Consider the following 22,873-nt stretch of genomic DNA (forward strand, 5'->3'; position numbering starts at 1 on the left):
TGTCCCCCCGGCCTTCAGCCATTGGCCAGCCGGATCAACGCATCCACCGCCAGCGCTCCCTCGGCATCCGCCAGCAACGGATTGACGTCCAGCTCCAGCAAGCGCTCGGCATGTTCGCAGGCGAATTCGGCGACCGCGCGGATCGCCGCCACCAGGGCCTCCATGCACACTGCCGGGCGACCGCGGAAGCCGCTGAGCAACGGCGCGCTGCGCAGGCTCAGCAGGGCATCGCGGATCGCCGCGTCGGTGGTTGGCAGGAGCAGGCTGCGACTGTCGCGCAGCAGCTCCACGAGTATCCCGCCGGCACCGATCACCAATGCCAGGCCGAAGCCCTCCTCGCGCTTGACCCCGACGATCAGCTCGGCCAGCGGCGCGCCAGCCATGCGCTCCAATAACACACGCTCGAAGACCAGTTGCGGCGCGTGCCGGGCCAGGCTTTCGCGCATGTCGAACAATGCCGCCTCCAACGCCGCCTCGTTGCGCAGGCCGAGCGCCACGCCGCCGGCCTCGGTCTTGTGCGGCAGTGCGGCGCTGACCGCCTTGAGCACCAGCGGGAAGCCAAGGTCGAGGGCCGCTTCGCGGGCCTGGCCGGGGGTGCTCAGCACCCCCTGGGGCAGTGGCAGGCCGAAGGGTTTCAGCGCCTGCTTGGATTGCCACTCGTCGAGCAGGTAGCCGTCGCCCGCCAGCGGCCCTGGGCAGATCGGCACCAACGCCGCCTCACCGCGCTCCAGCAGCGCCGCGCGGCGCTGGCGGTAGCGGGCGATCCGTCCCCAGGCGGCGAGACCATCCTCGACGCCCTGCAGCGCGGCGACGCCCTCGCCGTGCAACAGCTCGCGGGCCCGGGCCGGCAGCAGTTCCGGGAACGCCGAGGCGATGAAGCCGACTTTGCCGTGGCGCTTCAGCGCGGCGCAGTAGCGTTGCAGAAGCAGGTCGCACTGCGGCCGCTCGCCGGTTTCCTCGCCCGGATAGTCGAGCACCAGCAGGGCGGCGTCGGCAGGGCTGCGCAAAGCACTGTCGAGCATTTCCTCCAAGGCCGCGGCATCGCCCCAGATGGCGGTGGTGAAGTCCAGCGGGTTGGCGATGTTGGCGTAGTCGGGCAGCACCCCGGCCAGTTCGTCGCGCTGTCCGGCGTCGAAAGACGGCAACCCCAGGCCGTTGCGCTCGGCGTAATCGGCGATCAACCCGGCGTCGCCGCCGGAACAGGCCAGCGCGACCAGGCTCGGCCCGCCAGGCAGGTGGCCGCAGGCGGCGGCCTTGAGGGTTTCGACGAAGCTCACCGGGCCGCTCACGCGGATCACCCCGAGGCGCTCGAACAGGCTGTCGTAGAGCGCGTCGGAACCGGCCAGGGAACTGGTGTGGCTGAGCGCGAGGGCCGCGCCGATCTCCGACACCCCGGTCTTCAGGGCGATCACCGGCACGCCTTTCTGCAACGCCTTGTAGGCTGCGCGGGCGAACCCCGGGACGTTCTTCAGCCCTTCCAGATGCAGGCCGATGGCAGTCACCCGCGGCTCGTCGAGCAGCACGTCCATCAGCTCGGCGATGCCCAGCTGCGCCTGGTTGCCCACCGATGCCATATAGGCCACCGGCAGCGAACGGTCGCTCATCGACAGGTTGTAGGCGAAGTTGCCACTCTGCGTCAGCACCGCGACGCCCCGCTCCACCTGCCGACCGCCATGTGCCACCGGCCATAGCGCGGCGCCGTGCAGGTAGTCGAGCAAGCCGTAGCAGTTCGGGCCGAGCAGCGCCATTTCGCCGGCGGCGGCCAGCAGCCGGCGTTGCACGGCCAGGCCCTGTTCGCCGGTTTCGGCGAAGCCGGAGGCATAGCAGATCGCCCCGCCGGCGCCTTTGGCGGCGAGCGCGGCGACCGCGTCGAGGGTCAGTTCGCGGTTGGTGGCGACGAACGCCGCGTCCGGGCCGCACGGCAGGTCGGCGACGCTGGCCACGCAGGGTACGCCTTCGAGTTCGGCGTGCTGCGGATTGACCAGCCACAAATGGCCGGCGAAACCGCCTTCGGCACAGCGTTTCAGGGCACGCGCCATGCCACGGCCGCCAATGAAGGCGAGATGCCTGGGTGCCAGCAGGCGCTTGAGGTTTTCACGATTCATGTCGGTTCTCGATTCGGAACATGGCAGCCTTCCCCTCTCCCCTGGAGGAAGAGGGGAGCCAGGACTTCAACGCAGCAACGGCCGCAGCAGTTCGCGGGAAACGATGTGCCGCTGGATTTCCGAAGTGCCCTCCCAGATCCGTTCGATCCGCGCGTTGCGCCAGATGCGCTCGACCGGTCCTTCATCCATCAGGCCCATGCCGCCGAAGATCTGCACCGCTTCGTCGGCGACCTTGCCGAGGGTCTCGCTGGCGAACAGCTTGGCCATGCCGGCCTCGCCGTCGGTCATGGTGCCCTGGTCCATCTTCCAGGCGGTGTGCAGGGTCATCAGCTCGGCGGCACGGATCTGCGTGGCCATGTCGGCGAGCTTGAAGGAAACGCCCTGGTAGCTGCCGATCGGCTGGCCGAACTGCTTGCGATCGGCCGCCCAGCGCAGCGACAGGTCGAGGGCGCGCTGGGCCTGGCCGACGCAGTTGGCGGCGACCATCACCCGTCCGGCGGTGAGCCAGGCGTTTGCCACTTCCCAGCCCTTGCCGACCTCGCCGAGCACCTTGGAGGCCGGCACCCGGCAATCGTCGAAGAAGATCTCGTAGGTGTGGTAGCCACGGTTGCTCACGCATTTCGGCCCGCGGCGCACGGTCATCCCGGGCGTGCCCTTGTCCACCAGGAAGGCGGTCACCGCGTTGCGCTTGCGGCCGTTGTGCTCGTAGCTGTCGGTGACGGCGAAGACGATGGCGAAGTCGGCGTGCCCGGCGTGGCTGATGAAGTGCTTGCTACCGTTGATCACGAAGGCGTCGCCGTCGCGCACCGCGCGGGTCTTGATCGAATTGGCGTCGGAGCCGGCGCCCGGCTCGGTGAGGGCGAAGCAATCGGTCTTTTCGCCCTGCACGCAGGGCAACAGGTAGTCGCCGAGCTGTTCTCCGGTGCAGGCCATGAGGATCTTCGAGGGCCGCGCGACGAATACGTGGAGGGCCCAGGAGACCTTCGACAGCTCGCGTTCGACCAGCGCCTGGGACAGGTAGTCGAGGCCGCCGCCGCCCACTTCCTCGGGCATGTTGAAGGCATAGAAACCGGCGGCGAGGGCCTTGCCGCGAATCTGTGCGGCCAGCTCCGGCGACACCGCGTCGGCGCGGTCGACATCGTCCTCGTGGGGCAGCAGTTCCTTCTCGACGAAGCTGCGCACCGCCTCGACCAGCATGTCCTGTTCCTGGGTCAGCCTGAAATCCATGGGAATCACCTGCTCGGCGCCTAGCGCCCGCTGAATTGAGGGGAACGTTTCTCGGCCACGGCGCGCAGCGCCTCGGCGGCATCCTCGCTGCGCCCGCAGAGCAGCCCGGCGGCCTGCTCGGCACGCAACTGCTCGGCCAGCGAGCGCCCGGCGCCGTCGCGCAGCAGGCGCTTGGTCTGGGCGAAGGCGAAGGTCGGGCCGCTGGCGAGACGCGCAGCGAAGGCGCCGACCGTCTCAACCAGGCGCTCGTCGGCGACCACCTCGCCGACCAGTCCGGCGCCCAGAGCGCGCTCCGCGCTCCAGGCTTCGTCGAGGAACAGCAGGCGCTTGGCCGCCTCGCTGCCGAGCAGTCGTGGCAGATGCCAACTGGCGCCGGCGTCCGGGCAGTAGGCCATGCCGGTGTAGCCGGCCTTGAAGCGCGCCGAGGCGGCGGCGATGCGGAAATCGCAGCACAGCGCCAGGTCCATGCCAGCGCCCACGGCGCTGCCGTTGACGGCGGCGACTGTGGGTTTGTCGAGGGCGTGCAGGCGCCCCATCAGGGCGTGGGCGGCCTCGGTCCAGCCATAGCTTTCCAGCTCGCCACGGGCTTCAGCCGCCGCCCATTCGGCGAGATCGGCCCCGGCGCAGAAGCTGCGTCCGCTGCCGCCGAGGACCACGGCGCGCACTGCCGGGTCGCGCTCGCAGGCATCGAGTCGGACGTGCAGGGCCTCCAGGGTGGGGATATCCAGTGCATTGCGCTGTTGCGGACGATTCAGGACGAGCCAGGCGATCCCGGCTTCGACCCGCGTCTGCAATGGGGCAAGGTCAGTCATGCGGCCCTCGTTCTTATTGTTGGTTGATGGCGATCGCGGCTTTCAGGCAATACTAAACACTCGTTCAACAAGACCACAATCCACCCATTCGGGTGTATGTAACGGCCCTGCGGCAGGCGCAAAGCCACACGCCATGCGATCCGCCGAAAAGCGGCGAAGGCCCGCGCGAGCCGGCTGTTACAACTTCGAACAAACCAACCAGGCGAAAACGAAAACGCCCGCCGGATGCGGCGGGCGTCGGGTCCTGCGAATGGCCGTTCAGCCGGCCCGTCCCAGGGCGGGGTCGCCCAGTCCCTGCGGCTGCCGGCGACGAACCACGTAATAGGCCAGGTAGCAGGCGACGATGAAGCCGAAGCCCCAGTACAAGGACGGCCGCTGGGTGGGATCGAGGGCGAGGAAGACGAACAGCGAGCAGCACACGGCGATGCAGGCCAGCGGCACCAGCGGGAACAGCGGCGCGGCATATTTCAGCTCGGCGACCGTGCCGCCGCTGGCCATGTACTCGCGGCGGAAGCGGTATTGGGCGTAGGCGATGACGATCCAGGTGACGGTGCCGGACATCCCGCTCACCGCCATCAGCACCATGAACAGGGTGTCGGCGGCGACCACGCTGGTCAGCAACGAGAGCAGGGCGAAGCACAGGGTGATCAGCAACGCGTAGAGCGGCACGCCGCGCGCGCTGAGCTTCGACAGGCCGCGCGGGGCCATGCCGGTCCTGGACATCGCCCAGAGGATCCGCGTCGAGGCGTACAGGCCCGAGTTGCCTACCGAGAGGATGGCGGTGAGGATGACGAAGTTCATCAGGTCCGCCGCGTAGGGAATCCCGACCATGTCGAACACCTGCACGAACGGGCTTTCCATCAGCCCGGCCTGTTGCCAGGGAATGATGGCGGAAAGCACGACGATGGCCAGCACGTAGAAGATCAGTACGCGGAACACCACGTTGCGCACCGCCCGCGGGATGCTCTTCTCCGGTCGCTCGGTCTCGCCGGCGGCGACGCCCATGATCTCGCAACCCTGGAAGGCATAGACCACCGTCATCATCACCGCGAACACCGCCGACAGGCCGTTGGGGAACAGCCGCTCGCCGACCAGGTTGGAGAACATCGGCGCCGGCGCACCGCTCTTCAGTTCGATACCGCCGAAGATCACCAGCCCCCCGACCACGATGAACACCAGGATCGCCGCCACCTTGATCCCGGCGAACCAGTACTCGGCCTCGCCGAAGGCGCGGGTCGCCAGGGCATTGAGGGAGAACAGCACGACCACGAAGAAACCCGACCATAGCCACACGGGCACCTCCGGGAACCAGCGGGTCATGAGCATCCCGGCCGCGGTGAATTCCAGGCCTACCGTGGAGGCCCAGCTCATCCAGTAGACCCAGCCGATCATGAAGCCAGTCGCCGGGCCGATGAAACGCGTCGCGTGGGCCTGGAACGAACCGGAGACCGGCATCTGCACCGACAGCTCGCCGAGGCAGACCATCACCAGGTACATCAGCACCCCGGCCACCAGGTAGGCCAGCACCGCGCCGGCCGGGCCGCCCTGGTTGATGGTCACGCCGGAGCCCATGAACAGCCCGGTGCCGATCACCCCGCCGAGGGACAGCATGAAGATGTGGCGGCTCGCCAGGGCCCGGGTGAGTTGCAGCCTTTCCTTGCCGTCAGCCATGGCGCACCTCCGGATGAGGGTACGCACAGGGGTCTTCGAGATGGCTCATTATTCTTGTCTCCACTCTGTCAGAGGCCGTGTCTTGCGCACGGATGAGCGGATTATTGGCGGCGGATGTAAGACGCCGTTGAACGCGCGGATCGAAGATGTAAAAAGCTGTAAGGAAGTTGTTCGCCGCGCCGCTCAACCGGCCGCTGAGTCGGCTTCGCCGAGGAAGCCGGCGCGGCGCAGGGCTTCGGCGCCGTCGCGGCGCAGGCTACCCAGGCGTGCGCCCCAGGCCCGCGGGTCGACCCCGGCCGCGCCCAGGGCCTCGCGCTCCAGCTCGCCCAGGCCGGCGCCGAGCGCCACCAGGCCCATGGAGTGGCAGCTTCCGGACAGGCGATGGGCGATGTTCGCCGCCTCGGCCAGGTCCGCCTGGTCCAGGGCTTCGGCCAGCAGCGGCAACTGCTCGTCCAGGCTTCCCAGCAGGTTGCCCAGCAGTCCGGCGAGCTTGTGCCGCCCCAGCAGGCGGCGGTGGGTCTCGAGCATTTGCCGGTCCAGCGCGGCGTCCACCGCAAGCGCAGGCACGCTGGTGCCGACCTCGCCCAGCGCGCGGCGCAGCTCGTCCATCCGCAGGGGCTTGCCGAGCACGCCCTGCATGCCCGCGGCGAAGTACCGACGCACCATGTCCGGCTGGATGCTGGCGGTGAAGGCGAAGATCGGCGTGGCGCGGTTCAGGCCGTCGAGCTGCCGGCGAATCCCGGCGCAAAGCTCGAGGCCAGCCATCCCCGGCAGGTGCATGTCCAGCAGGATCAGGTCGAAGCGCCGCTGCCGGCACAACGCCAGGGCCGGCCCCGCGTCCTCGGCCAGCATCACCCGGTGGCCGTCCCGCTCGAGCAGGCCCTGGGCCACCTCGCGGTTGAGCGCCACGTCCTCCACCAGCAGCACCTCCAGCGCAGACACCGATGCCGCCGGCGGCGTCGCGCCGGACAAGCTCGCCAGCGCCAGCTCGATCTCGAACCAGAACGTGCTGCCCTGGCCGACCCGGCTTTCCACGCCGATCCGCCCGCCCAGCGCTTCCACCAGCCGCTTGCTGATCGCCAGGCCCAGGCCGGTTCCGCCGTAACGGCGGGTCACGGCGTCGCCGCCCTGGGTGAAGCGTTCGAAGATGCGTTCGCGCATTTCCTCGGGAATGCCGATTCCATCGTCCGCGACGCTCAGCCGCAGTCGCTCGCTTCCTGCGCTGCGCACCAGCCGCTCGACGCGAACGCGCACCTCGCCGGCCTCGGTGAACTTCACCGCGTTGCCCAGCAGGTTGGTCAACACCTGGCGCAGGAACTGCTCGGCGCCGCGATGGCCGTCATGAACCTGCGGGTCCAGCCACAGGTCCAGCCGCGTGGCGTTCTCCCGCGCCCGCGGTTCGAGCAGGGTGAGGACGTCCTCGAGCAGGCTTCGCAAGGAAAAGTCCACCGCTTCCGGCACATCCGGCGCTTCCTCCAGCCGGGCGAAGTGGAGGACCTCGTTGAGGATCGCCAGCAGTCCCTCCCCCGCTGTCGCCAGTGCCCGCAGGCGCTGGCGGTCACGCTCGCCGAGCGATGCCTCGCGCAGCAGCTCGGCCATGCCCAGGATGCCGTTCAGCGGGGTACGGATCTCATGGCTCATGGTCGCGAGGAAACGGCTCTTCGCCCGGTCGGCGGCTTCCGCCTGGTCCTTCGCCCGACGCAGGCTGGCGGTGCGTCGCTCGACCTGTCGGCGCAACTCGTCGCGATCGGCATCGCGCCGGCGGCGGTCGGTGCGCAGGGCCTGGCGCATGTCTTCCAGGGCGGCGGCGACGGCGTCGATCTCATCGCGCTCGCGGTCCACCTTGTCCAGTCGCAGCGGCTGTTGCAGGTCGCCTTCGGCGATATGCCCGGCGAACTCGGACATGCGCCACAGATGGCGAGTGACCAGGCTGTGGAACAGCCAACTGAGGGCCACCGCCAGGCCGCAAAGGAAACTGCCCATCCACAAGAGGCTGGCCAGGCCGCCGGAAACCAGCCGGCGATAGACCGCCGCCAGGTCGATGGCGATCTCCAGCTCGCCCAGTTGCCGACGCTCGCCCCCCGGCGGCTGGTAGCTCAAGGGAAAGCGCTCGACCCGCAGCATGCCGCGTGGACGCTGGTCGCCCTGCAACAGGTTGAAGTCGGCGCTTTGCAGGCTGACACGGGCGATGTCGGGGAAATCCCCGAGGCCGCGCAACTGCACGTTCAACTGCTCCTGGTTGAGATCCCACAGGCTGCGCTCGAAGCTGGCCAGGTAGCCGCTGCGGATCAGTTCCAGGCGCGCCTCGATCTCGCGCATTTCGCGGCGGTATTCGAAGAACAGCTGCACGGCGCCGGCGAGGACGGTGAAACACAGGCTGAACAGCAGCACCCGCCACAGCAGGCGCCGCGCCAACACTCCGCCGTGGCCGCTCACCAGGCGTCCGCGCGGTTGCCGGCGAGGCGCCGATAGTCGCGCACGCTGTCGTCCAGCCAACGCTGGATGCTGCCGTCGTCGCGATAGCCACGCAGGGCCCGGTCGATCTCGTCCATCTTCGCCGCCAGCGGCGAGTGCCGCGAGACCGCCACCCGCAGGTAGTCCACCGTCAGCGGTTCGGGCAGCGCACGGATGTTCTCGCCGCCGGCCAGGCGCTCGGCGAACAGCGTGCCGGTGCGCCGTTCGTGGGCGATGTAGTCGATGCGCTGGCGCACCAGCTTGCCGAAGTTCTGTCGGCTGTCGGAAACCCATTCGACGTTGCCGTGGCGGCCGACGAAGCGGTCGAAGTCCGCCCCGTAGCTTTCGCCGAACAACAGCCCGCCGCGATAGCCGGCGAGGTCGCCGAGGGATTGGATGCGCACCGGCCGCTGGCGGTTGTAGAAGATCGCCACCTCCTCGCGCAGCACCGGCTCGGCGGAAAACGCCAGGTCGCGATCGCGCGCGGGCGTGCGGTAGGCCAGTATCAGGTCGACCCGTCCGGCGGCGGCGTCGAGCAGGCAGCGCCGCCAGTTACCCAGCACCACCACCTCGACCCGGTAGCCCAGCGCGCCGAACAGCCGCTTCACCAGCTCCGGCGCCAGCCCCCGGACCTGCTGGCCGTCGCTCCAGGAGATCGGCGGGTATACCGGATAGTCGCAATAGCGGATGGTCTCCGCAGCCTGTGCCAGGCCGCCCAGCAGCCATCCGCAGAGCGCCAGCCAGCAGGCCTGCATGGCTCAGGCGTCGCTGGCCGCGGCGGTGAACAGGTAGCCGGCGCCGTGGATGGTGATGATCAGTTGCGGTTCGGCCGGGTCGTCGCGCAGCTTGCGACGCAGGCGGCCGACCAGCACGTCGATGGAGCGATCGCTGGGCAGCCACTCGCGGTTGCGGATCTGGTCCATCAACTGGTCGCGGCTCAGGGTATGCCCGCTGTTGCGCAGGAAAGCGCCGAGCAATTGGAATTCGCCATGGGTGAGCAGGGTTTCGTTGCCCGCGTGGTCGATCAGGCGGCGCCGGTCGGCGTCCAACAGCCAGTCGCCGAACTGCCTGAGGGCCTGCCGGGCGGGGCCGGCGCTGGCCTGGGCATGGCGCACCCGGCGGATCAGGTTCTTCGCCCGCGACACCAGTTCGCGCGGGTTCAGCGGCTTGATCACGTAATCGTCGGCGCCGCACTCCAGGCCGACGATGCGATCGATCTCGTCGTTGCGCCCGGTGATCAGGATGATCCCCACCTCGGAGCGCACCCGCAGCTCGCGGGTCAGGGTCAGGCCGTCCTTGCCGGGCAGGCGGATGTCCAGCAGCACCAGCTCGACCGGCTGGCCGAGATGGGCGCACTCGGCAAGGCAGGCTTCCGCCTGCTCGGCGTTGCCGGCGCAGAGGACGTCATAGCCCTCCTCTCCGAGATAGGCCTGGAGAAGCTCACGAATCACCGGGTCGTCGTCGACCACCAATACGCGCGGAACCATCGCCATCACCTTGCGCCTCCGGCGGGCCGGGGCGTTTCTTGTTCTGGGTTGTCGGACGGTGGGCGGAAGGGGCCGGGGCGCCTTCCGCTGCCAGCAGCAGCCTATCCACTACTGAACGGACGATCAACAAGCTTCCATCGCACGCCGGAAGCGGCGATGGGCGCCCGCCTCCAGGCCATCCACCCAGGCCTCGCAAATCTGCACGCCCTGCCGCGGCGTGAAGGTCGCGGGATTCAGCCCAGACTCCAGCCACAGCCCGTCGAGCAGGGCGCTGAGGCTGATGGCCGCCAGTTCCGCGTCGAAGTCCGCCCAGCCGCCCTCCTCCGCCAGTTGCCGCAGCACGCCGACCAGCAGCGCCCGGTACTCGCCATAGGAATGGTCGTGGACCCGCCCGATCGCTTCGATGCTGCCCACCGCACCCCAGAACGCCAGCCAGGCGTCGAGCAATTGCGGATCGAGCAGCTCGGCGGAGAAGGATGCCTCGAAGAACGCCGAGAGCCGCGGGCGGGCGCCGCCCGGCGCGGTGTCGATGGCACCGCGGAGCAGGCGCATGACGCGTCCGGTGACCGCCAGGTAGGCCTCGGCCACCAGCGCGTCCTTGCCATCGTAGTGGTGATTGATCAGGCCCACCGATACCCCGGCCTCGGCGCAGATCTTGCGCACCGAGGCGCCCTGGAAGCCATGCCGCTTCAGGCAGGCCAGGGTCGCCTCGATCAGCAGCGCCTTGCGCTGCTCTGGCTCCAGACGGGAAAAGCGCACTTCCTGGTTCATCCTTTCGCGGCTCCTGCTCGTCGCCCGCGACCACCGGCGGGCAGCCCCGATGATCGCAGGTTACGTGGCGCCCGTCTCACTGGCTGGCCCAGGCGTTGAAGCGCTCCTCCAGCTCCTCGCCGTGCTCGACCCAGAATTCGTCGTCCATCGCCAGGCCCTGCTCCAGGTTCGCCGGCGCGGTCGGCACCCAGCTCGCCAGTTGCGCGGGCAGGCGCTGGGCGGCCTGGCGGTTGGTCGGCCCGTAGGGAATGTTCTCGACGTAGCGCACCTGGGCATCCGGGGCATTGGCGAAGGCGATGAAGCGACGCGCCTCGGCGCCGCGCTTCGAACCCTTGACCACCGCCCAGTAGTCCATGCCGTACAGGCTGCCCTGCCATACCAGGGCCAGGTTGCGCCCCGCGCGGTGGGCGTCGGCGATGCGCCCGGTGTAGGTGGACGTCATCACCACGTCGCCGGCGGCCAGCCACTGCGCCGGCTGCGCTCCCGCCTCCCACCACTGGATGTAGGGCTTGAGCTGGCCCAGCTTGGCGAAGGCACGGTCGGCACCGGCGCGGGTCGCCAGCAGCGGATAGACCTGCTCGCGTGGCACGCCGTCGGCGAGCAGGGCGAACTCCAGGTTGTAGATCGCCCGCTTGCGCAGGCCGCGCTTGCCGGGGAAGCGCTGGACGTCCCAGAAGTCGGCCCAGGACGCAGGCGGCTGTTGCAGCCGGTCGGCGTCGTAGCCGATCGCCACGCCCCAGACCAGCGCGGCGGAACCGCATTCCTGGGCGGCATTGGCGATCAACTGCTGCTTGCCGCCGATGGCCTGCCAGTCCAGACGCTCGAACAGGCCGTCGTCGCAACCGCGCGCCAGGTCCGGCCCCTCGACCTGGACCAGGTCCCAGTCGGCGTGACCGGTGTCGGCCATCACCTTGATCCGGGCCATCTCGCCGTTGTACTCGCTCTGCACCACGGGAATCCCGGTCTGCTGCGTGAACGGCTGGAAGAACGCCACCTCCTGGGCCTTCTGTCCGGCGCCGCCGTAGCCGACCACCACCAGGCCATCATCGGCCTGGACCGGCGCGAGGCCGCCGAACGCCAGCAGGACGGCGCCGAGCAGGACGCGGCAAGGAAAAACCGGGTGCGGACGGGCGCTGGCCGCGCGGCGCAACGGAAAGGAACGGTTCATGTGCGTCTCCTCTTGTTCTTGTTGTGGAGTGGATCGCAGCGAGCCGCCGGGAAGCGGCCACGGGACGGAAACTATCCAGTCGATTTTAAAAAAACAAGTTGATTTTTTACTGATGGTAAATTCATATCCTGTTTCTGAAGCGCGCCGCGAGAACAACAAGAAGGACGCCAACCGTGAATTTCCCGCACCTGTTCAGCCCCCTGGAAATCCGGGGCAAACGCCTGAAAAACCGCATCATGTCGAGCGGCCACGACACGTCGATGCCTACCGACAACCTGGTCAACGAGCCACTCGTCGCCTATCACCGCGCCCGGGCCCGCGGCGGCGCCGGACTGATCGTCATGCAGGTGGCGGGGGTCCACGACAGCGCGCGCTACACCTCGCACGTGCTGATGGCCACCGACGATGCCTGCATCCCCGGCTACCGGCGGGTCGCCGAGGCCTGCCACGCCGAAGGCTGCGTGGTGCTGTCGCAGATCTTCCATCCCGGGCGCGAGATCATGGAGTCCGCCGACGGCCTGCTGGCGGTGGCCTATTCCGCCTCGGCCTCGCCCAACGAACGGTTCCGGGTGATGCCGCGCGAACTCGACCAGCCGCTGATCGACGAGATCGTCGCCGGCTACGCCGCCGCCGCGCGCCGCCTGCACGAGGCAGGACTGGACGGGGTGGAGGTGGTCGCCAGCCACGGCTACCTGCCGGCGCAATTCCTCAACCCGCGGGTGAACCGCCGCAAGGATGGCTACAACGGCGACCTCGATGCCCGCCTGCGTTTCCTCCGCGAAGTGCTGGCGGCGGTGCGCGCGGCCACCTCCGAGGACTTCATCGTCGGCCTGCGCCTGTCCGCCGACGAGCGCGACCCCGAGGGTCTCAGCGAAAGCGAGTCGCTGCAGGCGGCCGAGGCGGTCCAGGGCGAGCTGGACTACCTGCACATCGTCGCCGGCACTTCGGCCTCCCTCGGCGGCGCCATTCATATCGTCCCGCCGATGGCCATCGAGCCGGCCTACCTGGCCCGCGAAGCCAGTACCTTCAAGGCGCGCCTGGCGATCCCGCTGTTCGTCACCGGGCGCATCAACCAGCCCCAGGAGGCCGAGGCCATCCTCGCCCGAGGCCAGGCCGACGTCTGCGGCATGACCCGCGCGCTGATCTGCGACCCGCAGATGCCGAACAAGGCCGAGGCCGGGCGCAGCGACGACGTGCGCGCCTGCATCGCCTGCAACCAGGCCTGCATCGGACATTTCCACCGAGGCTATCCGATCTCCTGCATCCAGCACCCGGAAACCGGCCGCGAGCTGACCTACGCAACGCCCAATCCGCCCTCGCGGCGCAAGCGCGTGCTGGTCGCCGGCGGCGGCCCGGCGGGGATGAAGGCGGCGGCGGTGGCGGCACAGCGCGGCCACGAGGTAGTGCTCTGCGAGGCCGGCGCCCAGCTCGGCGGCCAGGTCAACCTGGCGCAACTGCTGCCGCGCCGCGCGGAATTCGGCGGCGCCTCCACCAACCTGCAACGGGAGATGCAACTGGCCGGCGTCGAGGTACGCCGCAACACGCCGGTCGACCGCGCGCTGGTGGAGCGCGAACGGCCGGACCTGGTGATCGTCGCCACCGGCGCCGAACCCTATTGGCCGCCTTTCGAGCGCGGCGGCGAGCTGCAGGTGGTGGATGCCTGGCAGGTGCTGCGCGGCGAGGTGCGGGTCGGTCGCTCGGTGCTGGTCACCGACTGGCGGGGCGACTGGATCGGCCCCGGTATCGCGGAAAAGCTTGTACGCGAGGGCCACCAGGTACGCCTGGCGGTGAACGGCACCCACTGCGGCGAGAGCCTGCCGCTGTACGTGCGCGACCAGTTGGCCGGCGAACTGCACCGCCTGGGTATCCCGGTCACGCCCTACGCCCGCCTGTACGGCTGCGACGATACCACGGTGTACATGCAGCACAGCGCCAGCGGCGAGGCGATGCTGTTCGAGGAGGTCGATACCCTGGTGCTATGCCAGGGCCACCAGCCGGTGGACCGCCTGGCCGACAGCCTGCACGGCCTGGCGGAGGTGTTGCGGATCGGCGACTGCCTGGCCCCCCGCACCGCCGAGGAGGCGATCTACGAAGGGCTCAAGGCCGCCTGGAGCATCTGAGCGGCGCGGCCGCGGCTCCCTCGACGGGTCCCGGCCCAGCCCCTAGAATGCCGCAAACGCAGCCAGGACCCCGCCGCATGCCCCGCCCGTCACCGCCGGACGCCACCGACACGCCGCGCAGCGAAACGCACTTCCTCGGCACCCGCATCCGCGGCCTGCGCAAGCGCCGCGGCCTGACCCTGGCCGAGCTGGCCGCACAGAGCGAACTCACCGCCGGCTACATCAGCCAGTTGGAACGCAACCTGGCGTATCCGTCGATTCCGGCGCTGTTCAACATCGCCCGCAGCCTCGGCGTGACCATCCAGTGGTTCTTCGCCAGCGAGGCCGCGGTGGACCCGGCGGACGCCGGCTACGTGGTGCGGCGCAACACGCGCATGAGCGTGCATTACGAAGACGGCATCATCGACGAACTGCTCACCCCGCAGCCCAGCCGCCAGTTGGAGATCCTCCACTCGCGTTTCCCGCCGGGCACCTACAGCCAGCAGAGCTACAGCCATGAGGGCGAGGAAGCCGGCTACATCCTCAGCGGAATCTTCGAACTCTGGGTCGGCGACCGCCATTTCCAGCTCCGCGAGGGCGACAGCTTCAGCTACTCCAGCCAGGAACCGCATCGCTACGGCAACCCGGGCGACAGCGATACCCTGGTGCTCTGGGTGATCACCCCGCCGACGTTCTGAAACGGCCTGTCGCGATGCAGGGCCAGGGGAGGGCCGACGGGGCGAGCGCTACCCGCCGCGCCCGAGCAACCGCGCCAACCCCGCCAGCAGCCGCTCCAGGGCGCCCTGGTTGTTGCGCAGCACCTTCTCTCCGGCAGTGGCCATGGCCGTCGCGACCTCCGGCTGCGCCCACAGGCGCACGAGGCCGTCGCACAGCTCGCCGGCATCCGTCACCTCGAGCAGCGCCCCGGCGTCGCGCAATTGCGCGGCGATGTCGAGGAAGTTGAACAGGTGCGGACCGGCGAACACCGGCTTGCCCAGGGCCGCCGGCTCCAGCAGGTTGTGCCCGCCGTTGGGCACCAGGCTGCCGCCGACGAAAGCGATGTCGGCCAGGGCATAGAGGAACAGCAGCTCGCCCATGGTATCGCCGAGCAGCACCTGGGTCGCGCGTGCCACCGGCTCGCCGCCGGAGCGCCGGACCGTGGCGAAGCCTTCGCGGCGGCATAGCTCGTGGACGCCGGCGAAGCGTTCCGGATGGCGCGGCACCAGGATCAGCAACGCGTCGGGACGCGTTTCCAGCAGGCGCCGGTGGGCTGCCAGGACGATCTCGTCCTCGCCGGCATGGGTGCTGGCGGCGATCCACAGCGGTCGCGCCGTCGCGTCCCATTCCTCGCGCAGGGCGGCAGCGGCCAGCGGCAGCTGCGGGTCGATGCGCAGGTCGAACTTGATCGAGCCGGTCACGCTGACGCACTCAGGACGCGCGCCGAGACGACGGAAGCGCTCGGCCTCGGCCTCGGTCTGCACGGCGATCCAGGACAGCTCGGCGAGCATCGGCCGGGTCAGCCCGGCGAAGCGCGCGTAGCCACGCGCCGAGCGCTCGGACAGGCGCGCATTGGCCAGCGCCACCGGGATCCCGCGCACGGCGCAGGCATGGATATGGTTGGGCCACAGCTCGGTTTCCATGATCACCGCCAGGCGCGGCCGCACCCGGTCGAGGAAGCGCGCCGCCGCCCAGGGCAGGTCGTAGGGCAGGTAGCAGTGCCGGACCTGCTCGCCGAACAATGCGCGGATGCGCTCCGAGCCGGTCGGGGTCATGCAGGTGACGGTGACCGGCAGCTGCGGATGGCGCTCCAGCAGCGCCCGCACCATCGGCGCGGCGGCGATGCTCTCGCCCACCGAGACGGCGTGCACCCAGATGCCGCCGGGCGGCACCTCGGGCAAGGACAGGGAAAAACGCTCGCCGATGCGCTTGGCATAGGCCGGTGCCTGGCGCGCGCGCCACCACAGGCGCAACGCCACCAGCGGCAAGCCGAGGTGGAACAGCAGGGTATAGAGGGTACGGTTCATGGGCGCGCAGCTTAGCAAAACTCCCGCCGACCGGCTCAGCCGATGGCGCGCAGGTGGCGGGTGAAGGTTTCGCCGAGCCAGGCCGCCGCCGGGCCGAGCACCTCGTTGCGCCGCCAGACCAGTTCGACCACCAGCGACGGCGGCGTCCAGTCGCTGGTCAGCTCCACCATCAGCCGGTCGTAGGTGGGATACTGCACCACGTGCCGCGGTAGCCAGGCCCAGCCGAGGTTGCGCATCAGCAGCTCGGCCATGGAATAGAAGCTGTCCAGCCGCCAGACCTGCGGGCTGATCTGCTCGCCGCCCGGATAGCCGCTCTGCTGGGGCACGATCAAAAGTTGCCGGTGCTGTGCCAGCTCGCGGCGACTGACCCGTTGCAGCCCGGCCAGCGGGTGGCCGGCACCGCACACCGTGACCATCTCGACGCTGCCGAGGCGCCGCCGCTCCAGCGACTCAGGCATGCGCTCATGGTGGAACAGCAGGCCGAGGTCAGCCTGCTCCTCGAGCAAACGACGGGTGACGTCACCCTGGCCGCCGCTGGACACCTGCACCTCCAGACTGGGAAAGCGCTGCGCCAGCGCTTCCAGGCTGTCCAGCACCGGCTGGTAGGGCATCGCCTCGTCCTGGGCCAGGCGCAGCCGCGGCTCCTCGCCGCGCGCCAGCCCCAGCGCGCGCCCCTGCAGGCGCTCGCACTGGCGCAGCACCTCGCGCGCCTCCGCCAGCAGCACCCGGCCCTCGTCGGTCAGGCGCGGCTGGCGTCCGCTGCTGCGTTCGAACAGGGTGACGCCGAGGTCCGCCTCCAGCAGCGCGATGCCGTTGCTCACCGCCGATTGCACCCGCTTCAGTTCGCGGGCGGCGGCAGAGAACGACTGGCGCTCGGCGACGCTGACGAACAGGCGGATCTGCTCCAGGTTCCACTGCATAACCTATCTCCAATAAAGATAGGTAACGACTTTATCCCATCCGCCGGCTCCCTAGAATGGCCGCAGTTTCCGGAGGACCCCGCCATGACCAACTATCTCTACCTCGCCATCGCCATCGCCGCCGAAGTGGTCGCCACCACCTCGCTGAAAGCCGTCGCCGGATTCAGCAAGCCACTGCCGCTGCTGCTGGTGGTGGGCGGCTACGTGCTCGCCTTCAGCATGCTCGTGCTGGTCATGCGCACCCTGCCGGTCGGCGTGGTCTACGCCATCTGGTCCGGACTGGGCATCGTCCTGGTCAGCCTGGTGGCGATGTTCGTCTACGGCCAGCGCCTGGACCCCGCCGCCCTCCTCGGCATCGGCCTGATCATCGCCGGCGTGCTGGTGATCCAGTTGTTCTCCCGCGCTTCGGGGCACTGAACGACCGTCGCGGGCGCAGGTTGTATACTGCGCCCTTTCCGTTCCCGATAAGGCAGCCCCATGCCCCAAGCCCTTTCCACCGACATCCTCATCGTTGGCGGCGGTATCGCCGGCCTCTGGCTGAACGCCCGCTTGCGCCGGGCCGGCTACGCCACCGTGCTGGTGGAAAGCGCCAGCCTCGGCGGCGGACAGAGCGTGAAGTCGCAGGGGATCATCCACGGCGGCGCCAAGTACGCCCTGCATGGCGCCCTGACCGGCGCCTCCGAAGCCATCGCCGACATGCCGCGGCGCTGGCGCGCCTGTCTCGGCAGCAACGGCGAACTCGACCTGCGGGGCGTACGCCTGCTTTCCGAGGCGCACTACCTGTGGTCGCCGGGCGGCCTGGCCGGCAGCCTTACCAGCTTCTTCGCCAGCAAGGCGGTGCGCAGCCGGGTCGAGCAGGCCAAGGGCGAGGATTTGCCTCCGGCGCTGCGCGACAAGGGGTTCAAGGGCAAGGCCTACCGCCTCACGGAAATCGTCTTCGACGTCCCCGACCTGATTCGCCGCCTGGCGGAACTGGCCGGCGACAGCCTGCTCGCCGGCGAGCGCATCGAACCGCTGCGCGAAGGCCGGGAACTGGCCGGCCTGTGCGTCGACGGCCGGGAGATCCGTGCCCAGCGCGTGGTGCTCAGCGCCGGTGCCGGCAACGAGGCGCTGCTCCGCGAACTGGGCCTGGAACAACCGGCCATGCAGCGGCGGCCGCTGCACATGGTGATGGTCAAGGCGGCGACCCTGAAACCGCTGTACGCCCACTGCCTGGGGGCCGGGCCGAAGCCACGAATCACCGTGACCACCCATCCGACCCGCGACGGCCAGTCGGTCTGGTACCTCGGCGGCGACATCGCCGAAGCCGATGGCGTGGCCCGCGACGAAGCCGCGCAGATCGCCGAAGCACGCCGCGAACTGGCAAAGCTGCTGCCCTGGATCGACCTCGGCCAGGCGCAGTGGGCCACCTTGCGGGTGGATCGCGCCGAGCCGGCACAGTCCAACCTGTTGCGCCCGGACAACGCCTTCCTCGCCGAACAGGGACGCCTGCTGGTCGGCTGGCCGACCAAGCTGGCGCTGGCCCCTGACTTCGCCGACCGGGTCTGCGCCCGCCTGGAAGAAGACGGCATCCGCCCCAGCGAACATGCCGCGCTGCCGCAACTGCCGCGTCCGCCGCTCGCCGAACCGGCCTGGGAGGTAGCCTTCGCATGATCAGGGATACCCTCCACGACCTGCACCGCCCGCTGGGCGACACCGGCCTGGCCGTTTCGCCGCTGGGCCTGGGCACCGTCAAGTTCGGCCGCGACCAGGGAGTGAAGTACCCTTCCGGCTTCACCATCCCCGACGACCGCGAAGCCGCCGACCTGCTGGCCCTGGCCCGCGACCTCGGCATCAACCTGATCGACACCGCCCCGGCCTACGGCCGCAGCGAGGAACGCCTCGGCCCGCTGCTGCGCGGCCAGCGTGAACATTGGGTGATCGTCAGCAAGGTCGGCGAAGAGTTCGTCGACGGCCAGTCAGTCTTCGACTTCTCCGCCGCGCATACCCGGCGCTCCGTCGAGCGCAGCCTGAAGCGCCTGGAGACCGACCGGATCGAGCTGGTGCTGGTGCATTCCGATGGCAACGACCTGGATATCCTCGAGAACAGCGAGGTCTACCCGACTCTCGCCGCGCTCAAGCGCGAGGGCCTGATCGGCGCCTACGGACTCTCCGGCAAGACCGTCGAAGGTGGCCTGCGCGCCCTGCGCGAGGGCGATTGCGCGATGGTCACCTACAACCTGAACGAGCGCGCCGAGCGCCCGGTCATCGAGTACGCCGCGGCCCATGCCAAGGGCATCCTGGTGAAGAAGGCGCTGGCCAGCGGGCATGCCTGCCTGGGCGCCGGACAGGACCCGGTGCGTGCCAGCTTCGAACTGGTCTTCGATCAGCCGGGCGTCGCCGCCGCCATCGTCGGCACCATCAATCCGCTGCACCTGGCCCATAATGTCGCGATGGCCGCGCAAGCCCTAAAAAAGGCCTGAACCATACATCGGCTGCAACATCCGCGGGTTGACACCCGCGGTGCATTCCGCTGCCATGTTCCTCCCGAACGAGCCGTATCCTGCCTGCCGCCCTCGCCTCCGGTGGCCGGTGCATCGAACGTGAGCCTCCGTCCCGCCCCGGCGCGATGACCCGACAAGGAGCCCCGTATGCCCCGTATGCTCGCCCGCAAGGATCCGTCCGCCTTCAAGACCCTGCCGCTGCTGGTGGAGGCCTCCCCGGACGGGCTGGTCTACCAGGCCCTCGGCCTGCCGCTGAACTTCCAGCAGATGCTCGTACGCCGCCGCCGCATGGAGGTAGCCGACCCGCAGCGCTTCGTCGCCGAGCTGGCCAACCTGGGGGTCTCGGTGCGCTTGACCCTGAACTGGCAGGGCCGCGACTACTGGGTGCTGGTCCGTCAGCGCCGGCTGGACCGCGGCGATACCGTGCTCAAGCTGATCTCCGGCTACGTACCGGCCCACGAACTGAACCTGCCGCTGCTCACGGCGATCCAGGAAGTCGCCGAGGAATGCCTGGTGGAGACCGCCGGCGGCTGGCTCGGCGGGCGCTTCGGCGACACCTGGCTGCCGACGCCCTACCAGGGTTCGCTGCGCTACCGGGAGAACAGCCACTTCGTCCTCACCCCGCTGTCCGGCGCCGCCCGTCCGGTGCAAGCCGGCAGCCTGCGCTTGCTGGAGCGCCCACGCGCCTACGTACACCTGCCCACGGCCTCGCTGCAACTGGTCTACGACATGCGCCTGGAGCTGCCGCGCGATGCGCGCGAGCCGAGCCTCTACCATGTCGACGAGCGGCTCGAGAGCGGTCCGCTGGTGGCGCGTCTGGACCGTCGGCGCCCCGATCTCTACCTGCTGCCGCTGGACCAGGGGCGCCCCACCGGCGACCTGTTCACCCTGCGCAAGGGCCAGTTGCGCCCTGCGGCCACCCGCGGCCTGTGGTTGGCCGAGAGCTTTGCCGTACAGGACGGCTGGCTGGTGCATGAGGAACGCATCCGTTTCCGCGACTGGCTGGCACTGTGGCCATCCAGCAACGGCGACCAGGCCGGCGGTGGACGCGACCGCGCCAGCGCCTGAACCGGGCGGGCTTTGCCGCCCTTTCTACTTCAACTGGCTGGAAGACTTGCCGAGCAGGCGGCGAGCGACGATGAGCAGCTGGATCTGCTGGGTGCCCTCGAAGATGTCGAGGATCTTCGAGTCCCGCGCCCACTTCTCCAACAGCTCATCCTCGGCGTAGCCGAGGGCGCCAGCCAGCTCCACGCACTTCAGGGTGATTTCGTTGGCCACCCGTCCAGCCTTGGCCTTGGCGATGGACGCTTCCTTCGAGTTGGGCAGCTTGTTGTCGGCCATCCATGCCGCCTTCAGGGTCAACAGGCGCGCTGCCTCCCACTCCGCCTCCAGGCGATAGAGAGTGGCCTCGGCGTGGCTGACGGTGAGCAGCGGCTTCCTGTAGTCGAACTTGCAGCCAGCCTTCTTCAGCAATTCGCGGGTCCGGTCCAGCGCCGCCTTGGCCACCCCGACAGCCATGCCGGCCACCAGCGGGCGGGTATTGTCGAAGGTCTCCATGACCCCGGCGAAACCCTTCTGCACGTCGACCTCGGCGTTGCCCAGCAGGTTCGCGGCCGGCACCCGGCAATCATTGAAACTGATCGAAGCGGTATCCGAAGCCTTGATCCCGAGCTTCTTCTCCAGGCGCGTCACGGTCATCCCCGGCGTGCCCTTCTCGACCACGAAGGACTTGATCGCCGCCCGCCCCAGGTTGCGGTTCAGGGTGGCCCAGACCACCACGGCATCGGCCCGCTCGCCGGAAGTGACGAAAATCTTCTCGCCGTTCAGTACATAGTGGTCGCCATCCTGGGTCGCGGTGGTGCGGATCGCCGCCGAGTCCGAGCCGCAGCCCGGCTCGGTGATCGCCATTGCCGCCCAGGTGCCGCCGAAGCGCTGCAACTGCTCCTCGTTGGCCACCGCGGCGATCGCCGCGTTGCCCAGCCCCTGGCGCGGCATGGCCAGGAGCAGGCCGACGTCGCCCCAGCACAGTTCCATCACGCCGAGCAACGCCGACAGGTTGCCGCCGTTCTTGATGCCCTCCTCTACCTGCTTGCCGGCGCGCTTGCTCGCCGAGGTCGCACCGACAGCCTCGGGCGAGCCGCTGTTCATGCCGTCCAGCAAGGCCGCGAGCAGGTCCAGCTCCTTCGGATAGGCGTGTTCGGCCTTGTCGTACTTGCGCGAGATCGGCCGGAAATAGTTTTCCGCGACCTGATGCGCCTGGTTGGCCAGGCTGCGGAATTTCTTCGGGGTTTCCAGGTACATGTCGGTTCCTCGTTCACTCGTCGCGGCGGGCCGCGCCCTCGCTCGGGTTCACAGGTGCAGGCCGCCGGCCATCAGCGCTACCGCGCGCAGGTCGCGGTACCAGCGCTCGGCCGGATGCTCCTTGGTGAAGCCGTGGCCACCGAGCAGCTGCACCGCGTCAGTGCCGATCTTCATCGCCTTCTCGGCGCACAGCAGGCGCGCCAGGTAAGCCTCGCGCTGGAACGGCTGGCCGCGCTCGGCCAGGGCGCAGGCGCGCCAGACCATCAGGCGCATGGCGTCCAGTTCGATGGCGATGTCGGCGACCATGAAGGCGACCCCCTGGCGATGGCTGATCGGCTCGCCGAAGGCCTCACGCTCGTTGCAGTAGGCGATCACGTAGTCCAGCGCCGCCTGTCCGGTGCCCAGCGCCAGGGCACACCAGGCCAGGGACGCGTGATCGAGGAAGGCCCGGTAGTCGAAATGCTCGGCGGCCAGGCGGTTGTCCGCCGGCACCTTGACGCTCTTCAGGCGCAACCGGGCGGTGCCGCCGGCCTTCAGTCCCATCGCCGGCTCGGCACGTCGCTCGACGCCCTTGGCGGAGGCTTCCACCAGGAACAGCGCAGGCCCCTCGTCGGTCTTCGCCGCGACGATCAGGCGGCTGGCCTCCAGGCCGCGCAAGACCAGGCATTTCTCTCCGGAAAGCAGGTAGTGACTGCCCTTGCGCCGGGCGCGGGTCGCCAGTTTCTGCGGGTCGAACAGCAGACTCGGCTCGTTGACCGCGATGGCGGTGAGCGGCGCCCCCTCTTCGCTGACGAACGCCGGCAGCCACTGCGCCTGCTGCGAGGGGCTGCCCCAGCGGCGGATGCAGTTGGCCGCCGACAGCGGCACCAGCAGGGCCGCCGCCAGCGTCAGGTCGCCCTTGGCCAGGGCCTCGGCGATAAGGGCAGTGGTCACCGTGGTGCGCTCACCGGCCATGCCGCCGTGCACCTCGCCGACCCCATAGTGGGTCAGGCCCAGCTCCAGCGCCTGGTTGAGCAGTTCCGCCGGCAGGCTGGCCTCGGCATCCGCGTCATGAGCCAGCGGACGCAACACCTCCAGGGCGAAGCCTTCGAGCATGTCCACCAGCATCTGCTGGTCGTCGGAGAACGACAGGTCGAACAACCCGTCCGGATCGGCCTTGCGCGGTCCCTTCGCCTGCTTCGCCGAACGCTCGCTGGCCAGGCGGAAGCCGGTACGGCTGCCGCTGTAGAGCAGTTTTTCGAAGGGTTTGCGAAGATTGAAGCGATCCGGCCAGTCGGCCTGGGCGACACGGTTCAGTACAGCCAGGGCACGGCCCTGTACATCGGTGCTCATGGGCATCTTGCTCCACGCA

19 protein-coding genes are annotated in these 22,873 nt (G+C 69.2%); 6 read left to right on the top strand and 13 right to left on the bottom strand.

Going from position 1 to position 22,873, the window contains the following annotated elements; all coding sequences use genetic code 11:
• Positions 1–14 precede the first annotated feature (14 nt).
• From ACM0M4_RS27915 to ACM0M4_RS27955, 9 genes are all read right to left on the bottom strand, one after another.
• Positions 15–2,105, bottom strand: coding sequence for an acetate--CoA ligase family protein (locus ACM0M4_RS27915; protein WP_016253972.1), 2,091 nt, complete (start codon positions 2,103–2,105; stop codon positions 15–17).
• 66 nt (positions 2,106–2,171) lie between these two features.
• Entirely contained in the window at positions 2,172–3,332 is a 1,161-nt protein-coding gene (locus ACM0M4_RS27920) for an acyl-CoA dehydrogenase family protein (protein WP_003095708.1), read from the bottom strand.
• A 20-nt stretch (positions 3,333–3,352) separates the two neighbouring features.
• On the bottom strand, positions 3,353–4,144 hold the full coding sequence (locus tag ACM0M4_RS27925; RefSeq protein WP_031756325.1) for an enoyl-CoA hydratase/isomerase family protein: 792 nt from the start codon (positions 4,142–4,144) through the stop codon (positions 3,353–3,355).
• A 258-nt stretch (positions 4,145–4,402) separates the two neighbouring features.
• Complete coding sequence (locus ACM0M4_RS27930; protein ID WP_019372236.1) at positions 4,403–5,815, bottom strand: amino acid permease; 1,413 nt, start codon at positions 5,813–5,815, stop codon at positions 4,403–4,405.
• 183 nt (positions 5,816–5,998) lie between these two features.
• Entirely contained in the window at positions 5,999–8,251 is a 2,253-nt protein-coding gene (locus tag ACM0M4_RS27935; RefSeq protein ID WP_016253973.1) for an ATP-binding protein, read from the bottom strand.
• Positions 8,248–9,024, bottom strand: coding sequence for a substrate-binding periplasmic protein (locus ACM0M4_RS27940; RefSeq protein ID WP_003114534.1), 777 nt, complete (start codon positions 9,022–9,024; stop codon positions 8,248–8,250). The genes ACM0M4_RS27935 and ACM0M4_RS27940 overlap by 4 nt, the downstream gene beginning before the upstream one ends.
• A 3-nt stretch (positions 9,025–9,027) precedes the next feature.
• The gene (aruR, locus tag ACM0M4_RS27945) at positions 9,028–9,762 is read right to left on the bottom strand and encodes a two-component system response regulator AruR (protein ID WP_003095718.1); all 735 of its coding nucleotides are present in this window, start codon (positions 9,760–9,762) and stop codon (positions 9,028–9,030) included.
• Positions 9,763–9,879: 117 nt separating this feature from the next.
• A complete protein-coding gene (locus ACM0M4_RS27950) occupies positions 9,880–10,527 on the bottom strand; it encodes a TetR family transcriptional regulator C-terminal domain-containing protein (protein ID WP_003114535.1) in 648 nt (215 codons plus the stop codon).
• A 76-nt stretch (positions 10,528–10,603) separates the two neighbouring features.
• Positions 10,604–11,695 carry an ABC transporter substrate-binding protein gene (locus tag ACM0M4_RS27955; RefSeq protein ID WP_003114536.1) on the bottom strand — a complete coding sequence of 364 codons (1,092 nt, stop codon included), beginning with the start codon at positions 11,693–11,695 and terminating at the stop codon, positions 10,604–10,606.
• Between the two features lie 173 nt (positions 11,696–11,868).
• On the opposite strand from ACM0M4_RS27955, the gene ACM0M4_RS27960 reads away from it, so the two are divergent.
• Both ACM0M4_RS27960 and ACM0M4_RS27965 read left to right on the top strand, forming a co-directional pair.
• Entirely contained in the window at positions 11,869–13,815 is a 1,947-nt protein-coding gene (locus tag ACM0M4_RS27960) for an FAD-dependent oxidoreductase (protein WP_003121171.1), read from the top strand.
• Between the two features lie 77 nt (positions 13,816–13,892).
• Positions 13,893–14,492: a helix-turn-helix domain-containing protein gene (locus ACM0M4_RS27965; RefSeq protein WP_003095727.1), complete on the top strand. Its 600-nt coding sequence runs from the start codon at positions 13,893–13,895 to the stop codon at positions 14,490–14,492.
• A gap of 48 nt (positions 14,493–14,540) precedes the next feature.
• On the opposite strand, the gene waaA is transcribed toward ACM0M4_RS27965, so the two are convergent.
• Both waaA and ACM0M4_RS27975 read right to left on the bottom strand, forming a co-directional pair.
• Positions 14,541–15,818, bottom strand: coding sequence for a lipid IV(A) 3-deoxy-D-manno-octulosonic acid transferase (waaA, locus tag ACM0M4_RS27970; RefSeq protein ID WP_003125573.1), 1,278 nt, complete (start codon positions 15,816–15,818; stop codon positions 14,541–14,543).
• 35 nt (positions 15,819–15,853) lie between these two features.
• Complete coding sequence (locus ACM0M4_RS27975) at positions 15,854–16,738, bottom strand: LysR family transcriptional regulator (protein ID WP_003109888.1); 885 nt, start codon at positions 16,736–16,738, stop codon at positions 15,854–15,856.
• A gap of 84 nt (positions 16,739–16,822) precedes the next feature.
• Between ACM0M4_RS27975 and ACM0M4_RS27980 the strand changes: the two genes are divergently transcribed.
• The 4 genes from ACM0M4_RS27980 (at position 16,823) to ACM0M4_RS27995 (ending at position 20,289) form a co-directional block, all read left to right on the top strand.
• Entirely contained in the window at positions 16,823–17,155 is a 333-nt protein-coding gene (locus tag ACM0M4_RS27980; protein WP_003095735.1) for a DMT family transporter, read from the top strand.
• A 60-nt stretch (positions 17,156–17,215) separates the two neighbouring features.
• Entirely contained in the window at positions 17,216–18,391 is a 1,176-nt protein-coding gene (locus tag ACM0M4_RS27985) for an NAD(P)/FAD-dependent oxidoreductase (RefSeq protein WP_016562430.1), read from the top strand.
• Positions 18,388–19,200, top strand: coding sequence for an aldo/keto reductase (locus ACM0M4_RS27990; protein WP_003114541.1), 813 nt, complete (start codon positions 18,388–18,390; stop codon positions 19,198–19,200). The genes ACM0M4_RS27985 and ACM0M4_RS27990 overlap by 4 nt, the downstream gene beginning before the upstream one ends.
• 168 nt (positions 19,201–19,368) lie before the next feature.
• Positions 19,369–20,289, top strand: a complete 921-nt coding sequence (locus ACM0M4_RS27995) for a hypothetical protein (protein WP_003114542.1) — start codon at positions 19,369–19,371, stop codon at positions 20,287–20,289.
• 24 nt (positions 20,290–20,313) lie between these two features.
• On the opposite strand, the gene ACM0M4_RS28000 is transcribed toward ACM0M4_RS27995, so the two are convergent.
• Positions 20,314–21,522, bottom strand: a complete 1,209-nt coding sequence (locus tag ACM0M4_RS28000) for an acyl-CoA dehydrogenase family protein (protein ID WP_003095742.1) — start codon at positions 21,520–21,522, stop codon at positions 20,314–20,316.
• A gap of 48 nt (positions 21,523–21,570) precedes the next feature.
• Positions 21,571–22,860: an acyl-CoA dehydrogenase family protein gene (locus ACM0M4_RS28005; protein ID WP_003123588.1), complete on the bottom strand. Its 1,290-nt coding sequence runs from the start codon at positions 22,858–22,860 to the stop codon at positions 21,571–21,573.
• Positions 22,861–22,873 lie beyond the last annotated feature (13 nt).

It is taken from the genome of Pseudomonas sp. 18-147 (genome assembly GCF_051048045.1).
Lineage (GTDB): Bacteria > Pseudomonadota > Gammaproteobacteria > Pseudomonadales > Pseudomonadaceae > Pseudomonas > Pseudomonas aeruginosa.